Source organism: Curtobacterium salicis (assembly GCF_011759505.1).
GTDB lineage: Bacteria > Actinomycetota > Actinomycetes > Actinomycetales > Microbacteriaceae > Curtobacterium > Curtobacterium salicis.
In genome coordinates this window covers 295317-315789 of sequence record NZ_JAAOYO010000004.1, presented here as the reverse complement: position 1 = coordinate 315789, position 20473 = coordinate 295317, and the positions used below count along the sequence as shown (strand labels likewise).

The 20473-nt window shown below is 66.9% G+C and carries 23 protein-coding genes and 1 tRNA gene; 15 read left to right on the top strand and 9 right to left on the bottom strand.

Annotated features, from left to right (window positions below; all coding sequences use genetic code 11):
- The 14 genes from E9228_RS13790 to E9228_RS13725 all read left to right on the top strand — a co-directional run bounded on the left by E9228_RS13790 (position 1) and on the right by E9228_RS13725 (position 13939).
- A complete protein-coding gene (locus tag E9228_RS13790; protein WP_166781110.1) occupies positions 1–240 on the top strand; it encodes a hypothetical protein in 240 nt (79 codons plus the stop codon).
- A gap of 81 nt (positions 241–321) precedes the next feature.
- Complete coding sequence (locus tag E9228_RS13785) at positions 322–657, top strand: hypothetical protein (RefSeq protein WP_166781109.1); 336 nt, start codon at positions 322–324, stop codon at positions 655–657.
- Between the two features lie 116 nt (positions 658–773).
- Complete coding sequence (locus E9228_RS13780) at positions 774–1061, top strand: hypothetical protein (RefSeq protein ID WP_166781108.1); 288 nt, start codon at positions 774–776, stop codon at positions 1059–1061.
- Positions 1051–4752 (top strand): tape measure protein, encoded by a 3702-nt coding sequence (locus E9228_RS13775; RefSeq protein ID WP_166781107.1) that lies wholly within the window; start codon positions 1051–1053, stop codon positions 4750–4752. Before E9228_RS13780 ends, E9228_RS13775 begins: the two co-directional genes overlap by 11 nt.
- Positions 4749–5789, top strand: a complete 1041-nt coding sequence (locus E9228_RS13770) for a hypothetical protein (RefSeq protein WP_166781106.1) — start codon at positions 4749–4751, stop codon at positions 5787–5789. Before E9228_RS13775 ends, E9228_RS13770 begins: the two co-directional genes overlap by 4 nt.
- Positions 5790–5804: 15 nt before the next feature.
- On the top strand, positions 5805–6776 hold the full coding sequence (locus E9228_RS13765) for a hypothetical protein (protein WP_166781105.1): 972 nt from the start codon (positions 5805–5807) through the stop codon (positions 6774–6776).
- Positions 6773–8233, top strand: coding sequence for a hypothetical protein (locus E9228_RS13760; RefSeq protein WP_166781104.1), 1461 nt, complete (start codon positions 6773–6775; stop codon positions 8231–8233). The genes E9228_RS13765 and E9228_RS13760 overlap by 4 nt, the downstream gene beginning before the upstream one ends.
- Positions 8234–8259: 26 nt before the next feature.
- A complete protein-coding gene (locus E9228_RS13755; protein WP_166781103.1) occupies positions 8260–9630 on the top strand; it encodes a hypothetical protein in 1371 nt (456 codons plus the stop codon).
- A 67-nt stretch (positions 9631–9697) separates the two neighbouring features.
- Positions 9698–10432 (top strand): M15 family metallopeptidase, encoded by a 735-nt coding sequence (locus E9228_RS13750; RefSeq protein WP_166781102.1) that lies wholly within the window; start codon positions 9698–9700, stop codon positions 10430–10432.
- The gene (locus E9228_RS13745; RefSeq protein ID WP_166780851.1) at positions 10432–10800 is read left to right on the top strand and encodes a hypothetical protein; all 369 of its coding nucleotides are present in this window, start codon (positions 10432–10434) and stop codon (positions 10798–10800) included. Before E9228_RS13750 ends, E9228_RS13745 begins: the two co-directional genes overlap by 1 nt.
- Before the next feature lie 16 nt (positions 10801–10816).
- Entirely contained in the window at positions 10817–11287 is a 471-nt protein-coding gene (locus E9228_RS13740; protein WP_166781101.1) for a hypothetical protein, read from the top strand.
- Positions 11278–11754 (top strand): hypothetical protein, encoded by a 477-nt coding sequence (locus tag E9228_RS13735; protein WP_166781100.1) that lies wholly within the window; start codon positions 11278–11280, stop codon positions 11752–11754. Before E9228_RS13740 ends, E9228_RS13735 begins: the two co-directional genes overlap by 10 nt.
- A gap of 410 nt (positions 11755–12164) precedes the next feature.
- Positions 12165–13274, top strand: coding sequence for a sialate O-acetylesterase (locus E9228_RS13730; protein ID WP_166781099.1), 1110 nt, complete (start codon positions 12165–12167; stop codon positions 13272–13274).
- Positions 13274–13939: a hypothetical protein gene (locus E9228_RS13725; protein ID WP_166781098.1), complete on the top strand. Its 666-nt coding sequence runs from the start codon at positions 13274–13276 to the stop codon at positions 13937–13939. Before E9228_RS13730 ends, E9228_RS13725 begins: the two co-directional genes overlap by 1 nt.
- Before the next feature lie 67 nt (positions 13940–14006).
- Here the strand turns inward: E9228_RS13725 and E9228_RS13720 are convergent, their stop codons facing one another.
- Together E9228_RS13720 and E9228_RS13715 are read right to left on the bottom strand one after the other, a co-directional pair.
- A complete protein-coding gene (locus E9228_RS13720; RefSeq protein WP_166781097.1) occupies positions 14007–14648 on the bottom strand; it encodes a PASTA domain-containing protein in 642 nt (213 codons plus the stop codon).
- An 86-nt stretch (positions 14649–14734) separates the two neighbouring features.
- Positions 14735–15559 (bottom strand): hypothetical protein, encoded by an 825-nt coding sequence (locus tag E9228_RS13715; RefSeq protein WP_166781096.1) that lies wholly within the window; start codon positions 15557–15559, stop codon positions 14735–14737.
- Between the two features lie 189 nt (positions 15560–15748).
- On the opposite strand from E9228_RS13715, the gene E9228_RS13710 reads away from it, so the two are divergent.
- Positions 15749–16600 (top strand): NPCBM/NEW2 domain-containing protein, encoded by an 852-nt coding sequence (locus E9228_RS13710; RefSeq protein WP_166781095.1) that lies wholly within the window; start codon positions 15749–15751, stop codon positions 16598–16600.
- 142 nt (positions 16601–16742) lie between these two features.
- Here E9228_RS13710 and E9228_RS13705 read toward each other — a convergent pair whose 3' ends face one another.
- From E9228_RS13705 to tmk, 7 genes are all read right to left on the bottom strand, one after another.
- Positions 16743–16949 carry a hypothetical protein gene (locus tag E9228_RS13705; protein WP_166781094.1) on the bottom strand — a complete coding sequence of 69 codons (207 nt, stop codon included), beginning with the start codon at positions 16947–16949 and terminating at the stop codon, positions 16743–16745.
- Between the two features lie 35 nt (positions 16950–16984).
- Positions 16985–17296, bottom strand: coding sequence for a hypothetical protein (locus E9228_RS13700; protein ID WP_166781093.1), 312 nt, complete (start codon positions 17294–17296; stop codon positions 16985–16987).
- A complete protein-coding gene (locus E9228_RS13695; protein ID WP_166781092.1) occupies positions 17296–17586 on the bottom strand; it encodes a hypothetical protein in 291 nt (96 codons plus the stop codon). The genes E9228_RS13700 and E9228_RS13695 overlap by 1 nt, the downstream gene beginning before the upstream one ends.
- A gap of 143 nt (positions 17587–17729) precedes the next feature.
- Positions 17730–17802: transfer RNA gene (locus tag E9228_RS13690), tRNA-Thr, on the bottom strand.
- 46 nt (positions 17803–17848) lie between these two features.
- The gene (locus E9228_RS13685; RefSeq protein ID WP_166781091.1) at positions 17849–18505 is read right to left on the bottom strand and encodes a TetR/AcrR family transcriptional regulator; all 657 of its coding nucleotides are present in this window, start codon (positions 18503–18505) and stop codon (positions 17849–17851) included.
- A gap of 103 nt (positions 18506–18608) precedes the next feature.
- The gene (locus tag E9228_RS13680; RefSeq protein ID WP_166781090.1) at positions 18609–19751 is read right to left on the bottom strand and encodes a DNA polymerase III subunit delta'; all 1143 of its coding nucleotides are present in this window, start codon (positions 19749–19751) and stop codon (positions 18609–18611) included.
- Positions 19752–19803: 52 nt separating this feature from the next.
- Positions 19804–20451 carry a dTMP kinase gene (tmk, locus tag E9228_RS13675; RefSeq protein WP_166781338.1) on the bottom strand — a complete coding sequence of 216 codons (648 nt, stop codon included), beginning with the start codon at positions 20449–20451 and terminating at the stop codon, positions 19804–19806.
- Between the last annotated feature and the right edge of the window lie 22 nt (positions 20452–20473).

Below are 20473 nucleotides of genomic sequence, written 5' to 3'. Positions count from 1 at the left end.
ATGACCGACTCGCAGAAGGTCTTCGTCCGCCACGTGCACACCGACGAGATCCGGGAAGTCACCGCCGAGCAGCGCGAGGTGCTGGACAAGAACTACTGGGTCCGCATCACCGGCCCCGACGTCCAGGTCACCCCGCCCGCCAGCGCGCCGTCCACGCCGTCCGCGCCGGCCTCGACCGCCGACGTCGACCCGACGCCGGCCCCGAAGACCGCTTCCAAGGCGACCACGCCCGCGAAGTGACCGACCGGTGTGCCGGGGCGCTCGGGCCCCGGCACACCACCCACCTCACCCGAGCACTCTCAACCGAGCCAGGAGAACCGCATGACCGAGACCACCGCCGTCCGCGCGCTGCAGATCAAGGCGAAGAGCCGCCCGCCGCTCCTCGTCGAGTACGACGGCAACGAGTACACGCTCCCCGGACGCATCCCGCCCGAGATCCTGACGATCCAGGCGCAGAACAAGAAGCCGAAGAACCCGGCCAAGGACGTGCAGGAACAGTGGCAGCAGGACCTCGGCGTCGCGCTGATGGACGCCTTCTACGCCGCCGTCATCCCCGAGTCGTTCAAGGCCGTCATCGACCTCGCTGACCTCGACGTCGTCTTCGAGCACTGGTCGGAGCACGTGGGCCTGGGGGAATCGAAGGACTCCGGGAACTAGCGGAGTCCTACCCCGACGAACTGGCGTGGGAGCTCCACAAGCTCGGCATCGACAGCGACGACATCGGCGACGACGAGAGCTACACCGACGAGCAGCGCCAGAAGGCGGTCGACCACGTGAAGGTCGACCGCCTTCTGCGTGTCGCCACCCGTGACACCTCCTCGGTGCTCTTCGCGGCACGCAACGGGTGGGACTTCCCCGTCAGCCGCGAGTGGATCCAGGCCGCGGACTCGATCGACCAGTTCGCCGCCTCCAAGTGGACCAAGGGCAGCCCCCGGCCGAAGCCCTACCCCCGCCCCTGGCGAGACGCCAACACCAACCGTCTCGGCAAGACCGATCTCTCCCCTGCAGCTGCTCGGGAGGTGCTGCGAAGGAACAAGGAGGGACTGACGCATGTCGACTGAGTCTGCGATCGCGTACGTCTCCGTGGTGCCCCAGGCGCGCGGGGCTGGCCGCGCCATCGAGCGTCAGATCAACCCCGGGGCACTCGGAGTCTCGGTCGGGCAGAAGATGTCGCCCGGCTTCCTCAAGTCGGTCGGGTCGATGGCCGCGAAGTCGACCGCCATCATCGGCGGCGGCGTCGCGGCCATCGGTGCGACCATCGCCGGCGTCGCCGCGAAGAAGGGCCTCTCCCGGCTCCTCGACATCGACGACGCCAAGGGCAAGCTCACCGGCCTCAAGACCTCAACCGCCGGCATCGCGAAGATCATGGACAGCGCTCTGCAGTCCGTCCGCGGTACCGCCTTCGGCCTCGGTGACGCCGCCGGCGTCGCCTCGAACGCCGTCGCCGCCGGCATCAAGCCCGGCCAGTCCCTGACGAAGTACCTCAAGCTCACCGCCGATGCGGCCACCATCGCCGGAGTCTCGCTCGACGAGATGGGCTCGATCATCAACAAGACCACCACCAGCGGCAAGGTCTACACCGACAACCTCAACCAGCTGGCCGACCGCGGCATCCCGATCTTCCAGTGGCTGCAGAAGGAGTACGGCGTCTCCGCCGACGGCCTGTCGAAGATGGTCACGGACGGCAAGGTCGACGCCGCCACCTTCCGCAAGGTCATCCAGGAGAACATCGGCGGCGCGGCCCTCGCGTCCGGCAAGACCGTCCGCGGTGCGTGGGCGAACGTCGGCGCAGCCCTCGGCCGCGTCGGAGCGATGTTCCTCGCCGGCGGCGTCGCGGCCGCACCGCAGCTGTTCACCAGCACGGCGAACGGGATCGACCGCGCACAGGCGGCCCTCGCCCCCTACGCCGAGACGCTGTCGAACAAGCTCAACGTCGGGATGACCGCCCTCGCCGGGTACATCGACAAGGTCGACTTCGCCAAGATCCTCGGCGGGGTCTCCGGTCTCTACGACCTCGTCGTCAAGGGCGACTTCTCCGGCAAGCTCTCCTCGGCATTCGGCATCCAGGAGGACTCCGCCTTCGTCAGCTTCGTGCTCGGCGCACGTGACGCGATCGGCGGCTTCATCGCCACCCTCCGCGCCGGTGACGCACCCGGCGCGCTGGACGCCGTCAAGAACTCGATCGTCGATCTCGGGCCCGCGGTCTCTGCCTTCGGGCAGCAGCTGCCGAAGATCGGCGGCGCGACCGCCGAGCTCGCCGCTGGCGGTATCACGGTCCTCGCCGGCGTCCTCGGCTTCCTCGCCGACCACGTCGACACCCTCATCAAGTTCATGCCCCTGATCGTCGCCGGCTACGTCGCGTGGACCCTCGCCACCCGAGCGACCGCAGCCGCGTCGATCGCCCTGCGCACCGCGGAGCTCCTGGCACTGCCCGCTCAGATCCGACGCAACGCGATGCGCCTCGCAGCCGCCCGCCTCGAGTACGCCACCGCTCGAGGCATGACCGTGTCGTCCGCCGCGACCGCGGTCAACACCAGCGCCACGAACCAGAACGCGTCGGCGCTCGTCCGCCAGAGCCTCGCGCAGCGCATCGCGACCGGTGCGACGAAGGTCGGAACGATCGCCACCCTCATCGGTGCCGGAGCACTCCGGGTCTTCGGCTCCGCCGTGAAGTTCGCCCTCGGTCCGATCGGGATCATCATTACGATCGTCGGCGCGCTCGTCGCCGGCCTGCTGTGGTTCTTCACGCAGACGAAGCTCGGGCAGGGCATCGTGCAGACCGCCTTCGCTGCAATCCAGTCCGCGGTGTCCGCGGTCGGTGCCGGCTTCACGTGGCTGTGGCAGAACGCCATCAAGCCCGCATTCGACGGCATCGTCATCGGGGCGCAGACCGTCGGCGGCTGGTTCGTCTCGCTCTGGCGGGACTACATCTCCCCACCCCTCACCGCGATCGGGAACGCTGTCGGCTACCTCTGGTCAGCCTGGATCTCCCCGATCTTCCAGCTGATCGGCGCGATCCTCACGCAGGTCGTCGGCCCCGGATTCCTCTGGCTGTGGACCGGCGTGATCTCGCCCGTCTTCGGGTGGATCGGTGCCCGCATCTCGTCCTGGTGGACGACGGCACAGGCCGTGTTCGGCATCGTGGTCGGCTTCGTCCGCGGCACCCTTGGCGCGGTCTTCACGTGGCTCTGGTCCGGCGTGATCTCGCCCGTCTTCGGGTGGATCGGCGACAGGATCAGCGGCTGGTGGTCGCGGGCGTCGCTGATCTTCTCCGCCGTCTCGTCGTTCCTACGCGTCACCCTCGGCCCCGCCTTCTCCTGGCTGTACTCGGCCGCGGTCAAGCCCGTGTTCGACGCGATCGGCACCGTCGTCCGCGCAGTCTGGCAGGGCTGGCTCAAGCCCGTCTTCGACAAGATCGTCAACGTCGCCCGGGTCGTCCTCCCTGCCGCGTTCGAGGCCATGAAGGACGGCATCGGCAAGGCGTGGGACGCCGTGAAATCGGTCGTGAAGGCCCCGATCAAGTTCATCGTCGAGACCGTCATCCGCGACGGCATCATCGGCAACTTCAACAAGCTCGCCGACGTCTTCCACACCGACCACCTCCCGACGGTGTCCCTGCCAAAGGGCTTTGCGGGCGGCGGCATCCTGCCCGGCGCATCGCGCATGAGCAGCGGCGACGACCAGCTCGTGCCGATGCGCCGCGGCGAAGGCGTGCTCGTCTCCGAAGGGCTGCGGACCGCTGCGGACCGCGCGGCGTTCCTCGCAGCGAACGCCGCGGGCCGTCGCGGTGTCGGCTTCGCGTCGCTGCTCTCCGGCGGCTTCGCGAAGGGCGGCATCGTCGGTGCCGCGACCGGCGCGTGGGACTGGCTCGCCAGCAAGGCCGGGAAGGCGTGGAACTGGGCGCAGGACGCCGCAGGGACCGCCGCCTCGGTGATCTCCGACCCGATACGGACCCTCGGCAAGCTCGCCAACGGCCTGATGTCGAAGATCCCCGGCGGCGGAGCGATGGTCGACATGGCGAAGGGTGTCGGACGGAAGGTGCTCGACAGCGTCGTCTCGAAGCTGCAGAGCATCGGCGACCTCGGCGGCCTGAACCCCTTCGGCGGCAACGGCGCGAACGGGAACCTTCCGTCCAGCGTCCTCGGCAAGGCGTCCGGCTTCGCGCCGGGCTCTGGCGTCGGACCGACTGGTGGGCTGCTCACGAAGGCCGCGGCAGCTGCATGGAACGCCGCGAACAAGGCGTCCGGCGGCATCCTCCGGCTCACGGAGGGCTACCGCGACCTCAAGGCGCAGGCGTACCGCTGGTCGCTGTTCAAGGCAGGCGGGAACCTCGCTGCACCGATCGGCACATCCGTGCACGGCCTCGGTCGGGCCGCGGATGTTGCCGGCGGTCAGGCGTGGCTCCGCGCGAACGGCGCGAAGTACGGCTGGGCGAACACCGGACTCGGTTTCTCACAGCGGGAGCCCTGGCACTTCGAGTTCAAGGGCGGCGCAGTACCGCAGATGGCGCTCGGTGGAGTCGTCAGCCGCCGACCCGGTGGCATTCTCGCCAACCTCGGCGAGGGCCGCTACGACGAGGCCGTAGTGCCGCTGACGCCGCAGATCACGGACGCACTGTCCGGTGGTGGCCGAGCGGTGCAAGAAGCACCTCTGGTCGGGGCGCTGTCATTCGTCTCGAGCGGCGATGTTCGGCAGGACCTTGACCAGACGATGCACACGTTACGGACACTTCGCCGAGGGGGAAGACGATGACAGGTGCTTGGCAGCTGGACTGCGGGACGGACGGGACCATCCTGTTCGGCCCGCAGTCCACCCGGTATCCGTTCGCGGTCGCTCCGGAGATCGGGGACCCGAACCGGGACAACCAGGACTCTGACCTGCCGGGAGTCGACGGCTCCTTGTTCGGCATCGACTCGACGTCTGGTCAGACCATCGCGTTCGGTCTCACTGCAGTCGGTGAGACCGATGCTGAGGCGAACGCCCTTCATGCTGCGTTCCGGCGGGTGTGGCGGGCTGACTCGATCCGCCGGACGCCGGGCGCGACCGCGACGCTGACTGCCCCATCGGGGCGGTCGACGTTTGGTCGGCCTCGTCGGATCACCCCGACGTTCTACCCGGATGATGCCGGCGCTGTCGGCATCACAGCGGACTTCGCGACGCAGAACGACCTCTGGTACGGACCCGAGCAGACTCTCCGAGTCCCGCTCGGGCTGTCGCAGGGCGGCGGTTTAGTCCTGACGCCATACACGCAGGCGTACAAGCTGGTGGAGACGCCGCCTGGCTCCGGGTTGTTCGATCCCGCCGCAGTGGCAGAGGACCCCGTTGGCTCTGGTCTCTACTCCACAGCTGAGTTCCGAGAAAGCGCCAGCGGTACAGGTCTGTACGGCACCGCTCGGAACGTTCTCACGCACGGCTTGAAGTCGCCGCTAGTGGCACGCGGGTCGAGCTTGCAAAGCAACACCTTCATCGTTGACGGGGAACTTCCGGCTTGGCCGATCATCACCATCCACGGTCAGATCACGAACCCGGTAGTGACTGTCGCTGGCGCGTTCCGGTTCGCCTCGCCTGTGTCGCTGCGCTACGACGAAACGCTGACAATCGACACCCGTCCCGGCATGCGCAGCGTCCTCCGCAACGGTACCCAGATCGCCGCTCTCGCGCGCTCGTCTGACCTTCTCGAGGCGGGCGCTCTTTCACCGGGGGCGCACACTCTGACGCTTTCTGGATCGGCGTCGACAGGCAGCCCCGCAGCTGTCATGTCGTGGCGATCCGTCTACCCCACTCCCTGAAGAAAGGTAGCCCTTATGGCTCTCGATGGTGTGCCCTGGTTTATCGGTGGCCCGGACGCGGAGCACGGCCCCAACGTCGCACGCCTCCTCGCGTACCTCGCTGCGAACGGCAACGAGGGCATCGTGGACCCGCGGGACCTCAAGGTGGCCGCGCTCGACGTTCCGGGAGCGGCAGTGAAGGTCGGGTCCGGAGCTGCCTCCATCCTCAACGCGCTCGCCACGCAGGAGGCATACACGGTTCAGAACAAGAACACGGACCCTTCCGTATTGATTGCTGCAACCGGTTCATCGTCGGGGCGATCCGACATGGTGATCGTGCGAGTCGACAACCCGTATGTGGATGGGAACGCGCAGGCACCGGCAGATCCGGCCAACGGTCCGTACACGCGTTTTGACGTTCTCGTCGGTGTTCCTTCAACGGCTCGAGACATCAGCGACGTTCCGGGACAGGAGGGAACGTCTGGTCTGGCACTGGCACGCATCGACCTACCAAAGTCGACTGGCACGGTGACATCCGCGATGATCACCGACCTGCGGAAGCTGATGAACCCCTGGTCCAGTGGAAGCATCATGCTGCAGGGGGCACCCGCATCGGGGGGTTCCAATCTCACCGGTTCGGGCTTCGCGTTCTGGCCGGACAACTCGTACGCGATCGACATCCCGAAGCAGGCGACGCACATGATCGCCCGCCTGGAATTCCAGGGTGGGCAGACAGCCGGGCAGGTTGGCGGTCAGATCCGACTCGTCCTCGGTAGCGGATCCGACCTGTACCCGTTCGGGACGTACTCGTACAACTACCCCGACCCGGGACAAAAGTCGCGGGCTGAGGTGGTCGCGGCTGGTGAGTTGAAGCTGCCGTCTTCGGTCAAGGGAACGACACAGACGCTTCGAGTCCAGGGCCTCCGCTCGTCCGGGACGGGCAACCTGTTCACCGTCGACTCGACGTACTACAACGCGCAGATTCAGTTCGTCTCGAGGCCCGCATGACGCAGCAGTTCATCGTCCAGCGTGCCGCGACCGGCGACGTCCTCACCTACGACGCGACCGGTCTGAGTGCCGGCCCAATCACCCGGCAGCTGTCAGCGGTCGGGTCGGTAACGCTGACGATGGACCTGTCCGCCGCAGTGCAGACCGCGTCTGACGGGCTGCCCCTGCTGCAGGAGTGGGGTTCCGTCGTCACTGTGCAGGAAGCGGGCACCCTCCGGTTCCGCGGCATCGTGATCAAGATCACCGGTGGAACCGTTGAACTCGCGTCGGTCGCGACATACCCGCACGGCATCCCGTACTCGGGTTCTGCCTACTACGCGGCAGAGGTCGACCCGGCTGACGTCGTCCGGAAGCTGTGGGCGCACGTTCAATCGTTCCCCGACGCCGACCTCGGCGTCACCGTTCTCGGGACGACTCCTGTCCGGCTCGGCTCCCACTCTACGGAGCGGAAGAACGACGCCACCAAGGCTTACAACGCCGCCGCGCAGGATTACACGACCGAGAAGGGCACGCTCAAGAAGCTCCGCGCGGTCGTCGCAGCGTCCCGCAAGGACTACACCGCACTCAGCGCAGCACGGACGGCCGCCAACGACGCGCTGATCGCCGCGAAGAAGATCAAGCCCAAGAACCAGCCCGCCATCGACGACGCACAGAACGCGCTGAACCGCGCCGCACTGGCGAAGCTCCTGCAACGCCGCGAGGTCAACTACCAGCAGAAGGACGTCGATCGGCAGGCTGTCGTCGTCGCAGCCAAGAAGAAGGCGAAGGACGCCGCGAACCAGGAGAAGCGGCTCGCAACGCAGCGTGAGCAGAACGACGGCGGCGCGTACACGATCCTCCCGTGGGAGGCATCTGACTGTGGCCAGCGCATCGACGAGCTCGCGAAGGCGGGACAGTTCGACTGGCACGAGGACGTCTACTGGGATGGCGACCTGCCGGCGACGCGGATCGTGATCGCTTACCCGCGTCTCGGTCGGCGGCTCGACGGTGACGGCGCTCCGACGTTCCAGCAGGGCGTGAACATCACGAAGTCACTCGTACCCGAGGCGGAGGGTGACGAGTTCGCGAACGCCGTGTACGGCATCGGTGCTGGTGAGGGTGCCGGCGCGATCCGCCGTGCGATCGGTAAGCGTGACGGCCGACTGCGGCGTGTGGCGACGTTCCAGGCGAAGGACGTGAAGTCGAACCACAACATGGACGTGAAGCTCCGCGCTGAACTCACCGCCCGGCAGCAGCCGTTCGAGGTGAAGCAGATCACCGTCGCGGACCACCCGAACAGTCCACGCGGTTCGTACTCCTTCGGCGACGACATCTACGTCGAGGGTCAGGTGCCGCACTTCGGGAAGTTCCAGCTGTGGCACCGGATCCTCGGTATCACCGACAACCTCGACGGTACGTCCGACCTCACGCTCGCGCGCACTGATTCGTTCACCTACGGAAAGGGGCTGACGGAGTGACTTCGTACGCTGACCTTGCCGCTGCGGTGTACCAGCTCGAGCGCTTGCTGCAAACGCTTGGCTCTTCGTCGCAGCTGTCCTCGTCAACCGTGGGCGACTCTGACGACACGGACGGGCTCGCGGCCGGCGACATCATCGCCGAAGCCGCCATCACGAACGATGCTGTACCGGACTTGCAGGACGACTCGGCTGACGCCGACGAGTCCACGTCCGACCTGACGGCGATGGCGTCCGCCGACAGCGACGACCTCGACGCACGATTTGCTGACGCGGACCTCACCCTCACGCTCAAGGCGGAAGAGCTCGAGGATGCGCAGCAGCGCATCAGCGAAGCGTTCGGTCTGCAACTGCAGGGGCTGTCGGACAAGATCGACACCGTTGTGGTTGGTGCTGGCGGTTCACTCATCCTGTTCTCGGCGTCCGAGCCGCAGGGCACCGCACCGCCCGGGTCGACATGGTTCCAGGTGAACGAGGACGAGAACATCGTCGGGCAGTGGCAGCAGACGGGTACTGACGACGCACCGGTCTGGACCCCTCGGAAGATCGCGTCCGAGGTCCTGGCGTACGTGGACGTCGCGAAGCTGACCGCAGGTGATGCTTCGATCGCCGATCTCGTCGCCATCAAGATCGCGGCGGCGACAGCGAATCTGCAAACCGTCAACGTCGAGAACCTGTTCGTGACCGAGGGCGCGACGATGAAGCAGGCGGTCATCGACTACCTCTTCGCGAACGTCGTTCAGGCGAAGGACATCATTGCTGCTGTCGTGCGTACAGCCCTCACCGGCACCCGGGTCGAGATCCGGAAGGACGAGACCGGCCGCGGCCGGATCTACTTCTACGACGACGACAACAACATCGCTGGCGACATGCGGGGCATCGCTGCTGGTTCCGTCCCGCCATCCGGAGCGTCGGCTCGGCAGAACGGCATCAGCTTCAACAGCGGCGGCGTCTTCATCGGCGACTCCACGATCATCAACCCCGGCAGTGGGCCATCGACGGTCAAGATGCAGACCGCGGCGGCACTGATCGGCACCCTCTACTCGAGCGAGATCCGCGACCCGGTCAGTGGCGCAGTCGTCCTCGGAGACACCGGCCGCAACATCGCGAACCTGCTGAACGGATGGGGGGCCGGCACCGCCGGACGCCCACCTCGCTACCGCTTCTTCAACGGCTTCGTCGTGCTCTCCGGATTCGCCCAGACCCCCGGCAACGCGGTCGGCATGTTCACCCTCCCGCAGGGCTACCGCCCGCTCGAAATGCTCCGCTTCGGAGTCACGGACAACGACTTCGCGACCGGGCAGATGACGACGGTCACCGTCATGCCCAACGGGCTCGTGTCCGCGCCAGTCGGATCGCGTCCATCGCTTGACCAGGTGCAGTTCGTACCCGGCCAGTAATCGCCGCACCATCCATTTCCGAGCCGTCCCCACTGGGGCGGCTCTTCGTCGTTGAAGGAGGCCACACGTGGCCTGGTATCCGATTGGCCCTTCGTCCTACCCGGACTTGTTCGGGCAGATGCAGTACGTCAACTCCCCGTCGATCGCATCGCAGTGGCTGTCACTGACACGCGACTACGCCGCGAAGTTCGGCCAGGACGGCGACCGTCTCACGCCCAACGAGGGGCGGCGCACACGGGCACGTCAGCAGGAGTTGTACGCCAACTACCTCCGCACCGGCTACCCGGTTGCAGCGTTCCCGTACACGTCACGGCATGACGAGGCCACGCATGGCAACGCGATCGATGCGGGCGTGACGACGGCGAACGGCCACAACCGTGCACTGACCGGTGACGAATTTGCGTGGCTTCACGAGCAGTGCGAACTGCGCGGGTTCACGTGGACCGGACGGTTCTTCATCACCCCGGAACCGTGGCACATCGAAGGCGACACCAAGCCGCCCCACTTCCCGCCGTACCCGGACATCAACGTCTACAACGCCATCATCCACGAGGAAGAGGAAGACATGACTCCCACGCAGGCTCAGCAGCTTGCCGACGTCGCACGCGCGGTCGGTTCGCTGCAGTCAGACATGAATTTCATCAAGAGCGAACTCACCGGTTCGGGTTCCGACCAGACGCGGCTTCAGGAGACCGTCATCGGCATCCGTGCCCTGACCGCAGGTGACTCCCGACTCAAGGAAGCGCTGATCACCATCCGCGCGATCGCCAAGAAGCTCGGCATCCCCGTGAAGGAGAAGTGATGGCTGACCACGAGAAGACCAACATCAGCGTCGAACCCATTTGGTTCGCTACCCAGCGAGTCCTCCGCACCATCGTGCAGGTCGGCATCCCCGCGTTCCTCACGTTCGCCGGAGTGCTGCCCACGATCATCGCGGCGCTCGGACTGCCGGTCGACGGGAAGGTGTACCTGTGGCTCGTCTCTGCAGCGGCTGTCGTGACGGCGGTTGCGGCTGGCTTGTCCCGCGTCATGGCGATCCCGACCGTGAACGAATGGCTGACGAAGATCGGTCTCGGCTCGGTGCCGAAGTCAGCGGCGGAACGGCAGGCGGCAGCGAAGCAGATCGGTGAAGTGTCGCCGCCGCAGATCACCGACCAGCCGCACAGCTGAACCCCAGGAGGCTCGGATGCGACTCATCCAACTGTCCAAGCGGTTGTTCGCCGCATCCATCTGGGGTCCGACCGGAGTGGACGCCGAAGACGAACGCGTGCGGTGGCTGCTCCGCGTCGGGCTGCCCCTTTTCGACGTCTTCTGCATCGGGTTCGGAGTGTTCGGGTATGCAGGCGGCATCCCCGCCCTCCGTGACTCGTTCGGTGAGGGGTACGCCCAGTCGTTCGGCCTGACTCTCTCCGTCACAGCTCTCGTGTGCCTCGTCGGCATCGCGTTCCCCGCCCTGCTGTGGCGCATGGAGTTCTGCGGAAAGTGCCTACTCCTCGGGCTGCTGATGCTGTACGCCGTGTCCGTGTTCCTCGCCGGTGCAGTCGGCGGGGACCTGGGCCGCGGCGGTGTCGGCTTCGCGATCCTCGCGATGGCTGTCGTTCCGGCATGGCGTGTGAGCGACATCGCACGAGACAGGGTGGTGCACCAGTGGAAGTGAAGGACTGGCTGCCCTACGTCGGCCCGGTCGCTGTCGCGATCATCGCCGGACTGTTCGCCACGTGGGCGTCGAAACGTTCCAGCCGGGTCGAGGAAGCCCGCACTCGGGAATCCACGAAGACGACGCAGTTCGACCAGGCGATCGAGCTCGATAAGTACACGCAGGCCCGCATTGACGAAGCGGTCAAGAAGGCGATCGAGCCGTACGTCGCCCGCATCGAAGCGCTCGAGCGTGGGTACGGGCAACTCGTCCGAACGCTCCGCAGTCTCCGACAGGCGTTCCGCGAGTACATCCGTGCGGTCCGCGCCCAGTGGGGTCACGCCGTCGAACCACCCGCTGTCGACGACCACATCCGTGACCTCCTTGCCGAAGACGACCTCGACGGCACCTTCGATGCTGCCGGCATCGCGCAGATCCGCGAAGGACTGAACACTGACCAGCCGGACGCTGACCCGGCACACGCCTGAAAGGCCACCTCATGGGTACTCCGAAACTCGTCTCCGCTGACTCCGAGACCGGCCAGCTCGCTGGCACCATCCGTGAACGAATCGCCGCCAACCTCGGCGACCCCTCTACCCCGGAAGGAGGAGCGGCCGCGAAGGTGGTTGGCCTGCCCGGGCCGAAGGGTGACGCAGGCAAGGACGGAAACCCGGTTGGCACTGAGCAGCCGAGCGATCGGGACGCGGACTGGGTCTTCGCAGAACGCGACGTCAACCAGCGCGTTCACCACGCGATTGGGCTGGACGGCCGTCACATCTTCCCGCGGGGTGTGCAGACGGGCGACGCTGGCTCGTTCATCCATGACGTCGTGAATAGCGATTTGTCCTGGGCCGCAATCCGTGATGCGAACGGACGTGTTGGGGAGCTCCGCCTCGACATGACCGGGCACGTCCCGCAGGACGTCCTCGACGGGTGGTCCGCGCGGATGGGCACCGGGGTCGGCGGGCTGCCGATCGACGTCCTCATCGTCGCCGGGCAGTCGAACGCGACGAAACGGTCCTCGCTTCCCGTGATCGTCTCCGACGTGGACCAGCGGGTGTTGCAGTGGAACGCAGCCGCCGCCTCGATCGGGGTCGTTCCCGCGACGGACGTGCAGTGGATCGGGAACGAGTTCGCCCGTGAGTACGTGAAGAACGTCTCCGGCCGGCGGCTCCTGATTGTCCCGTGCGCGATGGGATCGACCGGCTTCACGACGACGTCCATCAACCCGCCACCGCCCGGCTACACGTACACCGGGAACGCGGCTCAGGGCACGTGGGATCGCACGCTCACCAGCGACCCCACGAACCACTACGCGAACATGATCGCCTGGACGAAAGTGGCTCTCGCCGCGGCCGGTTCGGGAGCACGTCTGATCGGTGCGCTCTGGTCCCAGGGTGAGAGCGACCGCGGGCCGATGAGTCAGACGCAGTACGCGGCGAAGCTCGACGACCTGATCGGCCAGGCCCGCATCGACCTCGGCGTCGCCGACCTGCCGTTCATCATCGGCAGCATGGTCCCGGAGACGATCGCCAACAACAGCGTGAGCACGACGGCCATCAACCTCGCCCTCCTCGACACCCCCCGGCGGGTCACCCGCACCTCGTACGTGTGGGGGCCAGCAGGGATGCCCGAGTACGGCAACGGGCTCATCCACTGGTCGCCGCAGGGGCAAGCCGTTCGCGCCCGCGAGATGGCCCGTGACGGCCTCTACCGAGCTCGCCTCAACGTGGCGGCCGCGAACCCAGTCCCGCCGCAGGCCCTCACAATCAGTCGCTCCGGCTCCGCCGTGCACATCTCATGGGCAGCCCCACCCTGCCGGGTCACGGCGTACAACATCGAGCTCTCCACCGACTCCGGTGCGACATGGACCGCCGTCGCCCTCGCAGACGGACCGATCGCGACCTACTGCGACACCACCGTCTCCGCCACGCTCCCCGTATGGGTACGCGGCTCCACCACGAACCCGGTCGGCACGTCCGACAAGACGCTCCCCGAGAAGGCCTGATGCTGATTTCCGAGACCCCCATCGTCCTCACCGACACCACCCTCCCGATCCTCCGCCACGGAGCCGGCGTCAGCGGGTACAAGCACCGCTGGATCATGAATGAGGTCACCGCGGCAGTCGACACCGTCGCGCTGACCGTCCCCGACTACGTCGGCGGCGTCCCGTTCACCGGCACCAGCGGCCCGACTGTGAAGGCGCTCCCGTCAGGCATCAAGTACCTGCAGTTCGACGGCTCTGCGAACACCCTCACGGCAGCGATCCCCGCCGGTGACGCACTCACCGTCGTGATGATCGCTCGCTCCCGTGGAACAGCAGGGCTCCTCGCGTCTGGTACCGGTGCCGCTGTCGGCGTTGGGTCTTCGTACGTGCAGTTCACTGGCGGGACGACGGTGCCCGTGAACCTGTCTGCGGTGAACCAGTGGCGGTTCATCGCCATCACCGCCGACGGGACGAACGCCACGATGACCGTCGACGGCACCACCGCGACTGGTGCCGCGACGGCTGTGTTCGGGAACGTCCTCCGCCTCGCCGCGAACGGCACACCGGCGAACTTCTCGCAGCTCGACGTGCTGGAAGTCGATGCGTACCCGACCGCGCTCAACGTGTCCGCCCTGGCCTCGGTGCGCGCGGCAATGAAGGTCCGGTACGGTTCGATCCTTCTCTAACTGACTCAGAACAAGACCCCCTCGGGCTCCTTCGGGAACTCGAGGGGGTCTTTCGTCGTACCTGTGCTCAGTAGACGTCGAATGAAGTCACCTGGGGGTTGTCATTCGACCCTCCCACCGTGCAGTCCACGGTCGCTGAGGCTTCGGCGTTGAACGCGTTCGTGACGTCAGCCTCGAACTTCCAGAAGTAGTGATCACCCTGATTCTCCGTCGCGATGACGCCCAGGATCATGTGACCCTTCCAGCCGTACGGGTACTGCTGCTTGCCGTACTGGTCACACGCGGTGCCCGCATGAGCGCGATCGAGGCCGGCGCTGGTCACCTCGGGATCGGCGGTAGGCGTCGCGCTCGCCTTCTTAGAACTCTGCGGTGCGTACTTCTTCTTGAGTTTCACGGTCAGCTTGATCTTGTCTCCGACCTCGATCTGCTCGCCAGCCTTGACGTTCTGGCCCGTGACCTTCCAGTGCGACGGCATGATGACTGGTCCGTGCGCTTCGGGCTTGAGCTTCACGACGAAGCCCTCTTCCGCCAGCAGGTTCCGGACTGTCTTTGCCGACACCCCGACCACGTTCGGCATCTTCACACCGTCAGCAGCCTGGGCGGTGGTCGCGGTGCCGAACACGACGCCACACCCCACAAAGAGTGCGAGCAGGACTCGCATCAGGTTCCGCGCGCGGTTCGGCTCATGTGTAGATGTCAATGTCCCCATGCGCTCATCATGCCCGACGCGTCGCTGGTTTCACGCTCCCCTGTTCGGGCCCCTCCACTTGAAGTGCCTGGAGCTGCAGAACGGGTCTACTGAACGGTGGCCTTCGCCTTACTACGGCGGCGGGTGACAACGACCACGGCGGCTCCGGCAGCGACAGCCGCAAGGACAGCCCCCAGTGCGATTGCAGGGACCGCCGAGGGAGTGTCGGCTTCCCCCTCCTGCTGCTGCTTGCTTGCAGGGAGCGCTGCTGCTGGACTGGCGGAGGCTGCAACGGACGGCCGAGTGGCAGCTGGCTCTAGCGTGAATGAAGCGGGCTTCGTCACTGCGGACTGACTACACGTATAGCCCACGCCCGCGGGAGCTTCGCCGGTAAAATCAGTGTCGAGCATCCGTCCGGCCGTCATGTCGACCTGTTTGCAGCTCTCTGCGTAGGCAACCATGGTGTATCTACCCGGCGTGTAAGTAGCGGCCAACGAGAATTGCCCGTCGTCGTCTGTCCAAATCCAAACGTTCGGGTCCTTGAACGGCATGACGATGGTCGAACCAGTGGTCTTGGTATCGGCGGGCAGCTCGCCGGACGCGACAAGGTCCTCAAGGCAGACATCTTGTTCTGGCTGCATTGTCCGTCCGGAGACTGGAAGATCGTTCCGGCAGTCGTCGTACGTGCGCTTTAGGTGCACGTCGCGAGGATCGCCGGTGCCGATGAAGATCTTGCTGTTCGGCGTCGCGGTGCCCGAGAACGTGACAGTACCCTTACTGCTGAGGGCCAGGTTCCCCTGGGGCGCGTCGAAGACAGGCGTAGTCGGGATGTCGGGCCGACGATCCAGTGAGGCAGCATCCGCTGCCACCGGAGTCGACAGGACAAGAACGCCGGCAGCTGCCACGGCACTGAGGATCCCCCACAATCGCATGCTGCAACGGTAGCGAACCAGTTGCCCGAAGCTATCGTTTCGCTGGCCCCCGTTCGTGGCACGGGCTCTCCGGTTTCGAGGGGTTGTCAAGTTGTGACCCCGCTACTACGTTGTCGCCAAGTCGCCCTCGCGGCCGTGTAGCGGCGCTCGCTCTGCACTGACGTTCACCCGAAGGACAGCAGGATGCCCATGCACTCGAACCGCCGACGCCGCAACGTTGCGGCGCTGACTCTGACCGCCACGGCGTTTATGTTCGCCGGGCTCGTCGGCATCGCCGCGCCGGCGCAAGCCGCACCAGCCAAAGCGTCGATCAGCATCACCAGCTTGAAAAGCTCGCGCGGCGACCAGATCGTCAAGGGGGGCAAGATCACCATCGGCGGCAAGACATCGACAAGTCTCCGGAAGCGATACCTGAGTGTGTACGTGACGCGGGGCCGTGCGACGTCGAAGCTGAACATCTCGACGCGCGTGTCAGCAGCGAGCCGATTCTCCGCGTCGGTGCCCGTGAACGTGAACGCTGGGACGGTGAAGTACTCGCTCCGGTTCGGTGGGACCAGCACGGTCCAGAAGGCCAGCGCCTTCAAGTCAGTGACGGTGGCGCAGTGGTTCCCACTTACGGAGCAGGAAATCGTGGACTACAGGTCGGACGAGAGCTTCATCCGCCATCCGGACGTGGAACAGAACGTGTCGGTAGCGGGGAAGCGTTACGACTCTGCCATTGCCCTCCGCGGACCCGCCCAAGCAGATAACACCTCCTGGTCGGAATGGAACCTCGGTTACCACTGCTCATCGTTCGACTCAAAGTTCGGTATCGGTGACGACTCCAGTGCCGGGGGCAGGTCGGTTCTCTCGGTCAGCACGGATGGAAGCACGCGCTTCAGTACGGAACTGGGACTCGGACAGACTGCGAGTAAGACCTTCAGCATCCAAGGAGCCTTCCGGCTGCGTCTGACCGTGCTGGCAATCACGGACAGTGCTTCACGGCCGGCTTTCCCAGCCGCCCGCATCCTCTGCACCAGCAATCCCGGACCCGTGGACTGAGGCGCAACCTCCAACGCAGAGACCCCCTCGGGCTCCATCAGGAGTTCGAGGGGGCCTCGCGTGTCTGTGAGGGCCGCTCTGCCGTGGGTCGGTCCAGCCGTTGCGCTCCGCGCCCAGCGAGTAGTCGTTGCCCGTCGCGGGACTACTCGGAAAGCTCGATCGCTGAACCGGTGTACTGGCGCACCTCACCGGTGCCGAGCAGGACACTGAACACCGGGATGTTCAGCTGGTCGTTCCCGCCATGGAGGAACTTGTACGGGCCGCCGCTGCTCGGAGCAACGACTACCCCGTTCTCGCCCGTGGTCTTCACGGTGACGTTGCTTCCCTGGTTGATCGTTCCATCTGCCATGAGTGATCCTCTCGTTGTGGCTGTCAAGAACAGTTCTACCGTGCGCCACCGACCCCGGCGGCAGCACGGTTAGCTTCAGGGCGAGGCAGGGCGCGGGGGTGTGCCCGGACCGCGTCGCGCCACACCCACGCGGACTCGGCAGCCTGGCCGAAACCCCAATCGACGAGGACGGCCCGGTCGGTCCACGCGACGACGTGCGCCTCAACCTCGAGTGCGCGGTCGGGGAACTGCAACCAGACCAGGACCGGGTCCGGTGTCGGTAGGTCGTAGACGGGGCCGCCGTACGCCGCTTCTGGCAGGGAGAGCGCGGGGCCGAGCGCCCACCGGTCCCGGCGGCGGCGAGCCATCAGCGGGCGCGTGGATCGAGTGCCCGACGGAACACGTAGTCGCGGTCGACGAGGATTTCCTGCCGGCGTCCCTGCCATGCGGTCTGTACGAGGACGGCGACGTCGCTGCTGGCGATCGCGAAGCACTTCAGGTGCAGCTTCCCAGGCATCTGCTCGAACGCGATGTCGGCCCATACCGGCTGCGGCGGATCGATGATGGTGAGCGGGCCGGCGAGCTGGGCGCTGAACCCCAAGGGTCGGTGCAGGGTGACGTCGGGGTGCTCGGGTGGTGCCCACTGGTGCTCGGCCATACGGGGATGATGCCGGACACCGCTGACGCTGAGACTGACTTTCGTTGGCGAGCGCGCTGTGTGCACTGCTGTGTGCACCAGGCAAACGAAAAGCCTCAATCAACCTGCGACTGGCGCTAAGTCTGATCGGGGCTTTTCTTCGGAGCCGCCTGTCGGAATCGAACCGACGACCTATTCATTACGAGTGAATCGCTCTACCGACTGAGCTAAGGCGGCGGACGCCCCGGTGATCCGGAGCGGCACGAGAAATCACTGTACAGGATCAGACGAGTGAGCGCGAAACGAGCGCGCCGAGGTCCGCGAAGGACCGTTCGAGTTCGTCGACGAGGTGCGCGTCCGCGTCCGACTCGGACCACTCCCACCAGGCGTGCCGCAGCGCCGCCATACCGACCAGTGACGCCAGGCGGGCACGGCGTCGGACCTCGTCGTCCTCGACCGACGGCGCCGACGCGGCCGATCCGGGCAGCCCGTCCTCGCGCCGCAACCGCTGCTCGACGACCGTTTGGATCCCGGCCTGGAACTCCTTCATGGACGCCATGCGCTGGCTGAAGAGCTCCGGGTTCGCCCGGAGGACCTGCTGTCGTTCACCGATGAGGCCACGTTCGTCGATGAGCTCGTGCGCCGAGTGCACGAGCAGTGTGCCGAGGTCGGCCAGCAACTCCCCCGACGGGCCGCCAGCCACGAAGGTCTCGACGTCCTTCCCCTGCGGCAGGGTCGGGTCGTCCCCGAGGATCGCCTGCTCCTTGCTCGGGAAGTAGTTGAAGAACGTCCGCGGCGACACGTCCGCGCGCCGCGAGACCTCGTCGACCGTGACCGCGGACAGACCGTGCTCGATCGCGATGCGGAGCGCAGCCTGCTGGATCGCCAGGCGGGTGGCGCGGCGCTTCCGTTCGCGGAGGCCCGGTGCGACGTCGGTCATGGGGGGATCCTCCCATGCCGAGCATCGTGGACAGCATGAGAACCCTGTCGGGATCACCAGGCTCCGACGAGGTTCCGCCGTGGCCGTCTCGGTGGCCCCGTCGTCAGCGGACGGCCCGGGCGATCGTGACGAGCAGCGCTTCGAGTGCCAGGAGCGCGGCGACGTTCGCGCCGATCCGCTGGCGGGCCGTGGCGATCGCGTCGAGGACCTCGAGCGCGGCCGCCGGTGGCACCGAGGGCAGCGCCCGGTCGAGTTCGTGTCGGATCGCGAGGTTCACCGGTTCGGTGGGCGCCCCGAGGCCGAGCAGCAGCAGGTCGCGGTAGAGCGAGGACACGTCCACCAGGATGCGGTCCAGGCCGTCGCGGAGGCTGCGGGTCGCCCGGCGCTTCTGGTCCTCTTCCAGCACCCGGAGCTGCGAGCGCAGGGCCGGCGGGACCGTCCCGCCCGGCTGCACGCCCAGGGAGCGGAGTGCGGCGTCGCGCTCCTCGGCATCACGTTCGAGTGTGATCGCCTTCGCGTCCTCGTCCGCCACGGCCAACAGCGCGGCCGCCGCGTTCACCGCGTCACCGACACTGCGGATCGCGAGGACGGTGGTCAGGGTCCGGCGCCGTCGGTCGCGGGCGTCCTCGCTCGTCGCGAGACGCTGGGCCATGCCGATGTGGCTCTGCGCCTGGCGGGCAGCGTCGGTGGCGAGGACACGGTCGACACCGGTCCGCGCGACGATGAGGTCCGCGACGGACTCGATGCCGGGCACGCGGAGTCGGACCGAGCGGACACGGGACCGGATGGTCGGCAGCAGATCGGCCTCACTCGGGGCGCAGAGGATCCAGACCGTCCGCTCCGGCGGTTCTTCGAGGGCCTTGAGCAGGAGGTTCGAGGTCCGCTCCGTCATCCGGTCGGCGTCTTCGACGATCATCACGCGGTACCGGCCGACGGACGGCGAGAAGTGCGACGACGTCACGAGCTGCCGGATCTCGTCGATCGTGATGATGACCCGCTGCGTGGTGAGCCGGGCGACGTCCGGATGGGTGCCGGCAGTGATGAGACGGAGGGTGTGGTCGTCGTCCGGGCCGTTGCCGACCAGCGCTGCCGCGAACGCCGCGGCGACGTTCGACCGGCCGGAACCGGGAGGCCCGGTGATCAGCCACGAGTGCGTCATGCCCCCGGTACCGTCGGTCGACTCGGCGGCGCTCCGCAGCGCGGCCACGGACTCTTCCTGACCGGTCAGGCCTTCCCACACGCTCACGGGACGATCTTCCCAGGTGCCACCGACCGCCCGGTCGTCACGGCCCGCGGCATCAACCGACCCCGACGAGGCGTGCGACCGCCGAGCGGATCCGCTCCTGCACGACGTCGGCCGGTTCGGCGGCGTCCACCACGAGGAACCGCTCCGGCTCGGCGCGCGCCATGGCGAGGAACGCCTGCCGGACGGACTCGTGGAAGGCGGCTGCCTCGGACTCGAGACGGTCGAACACGTCGCCACGGGCGGCGGCGACCCGAGCCCGGCCGGTGCTGACGTCGAGGTCGAGCAGCACCGTGAGGTCCGGCGTCATGCCGTCGGCAGCCCAGTCCGAGACCGACCTGATCTGGTCGGCACCGAGGCCGCGGGCAACGCCCTGGTACGCGACGGACGAGTCGATGTACCGGTCCTGCAGCACGACGTCGCCGCGGGCCACAGCCGGACGGACGACCGTCTCGACGTGGTGCGCGCGGTCGGCGGCGTAGAGCAGCGCCTCGGCCCGGGGGGTGACGTGGCCGCGGTCGTGCAGGACGATGTCGCGGATGCGCTGCCCGAGGTCCGTGCCGCCGGGCTCGCGGGTCCGGACGACCCGACGACCGTGCGCCCCGAGCCACTGCTCGAGGCGCTCGGCCTGGGTGGTCTTGCCGGCGCCGTCACCACCCTCGAGGGTGATGAACCAGCCGCGGCCGACGTGGTCAGCGGTCACTGCGCGTGCCGTGGTCGCTGCG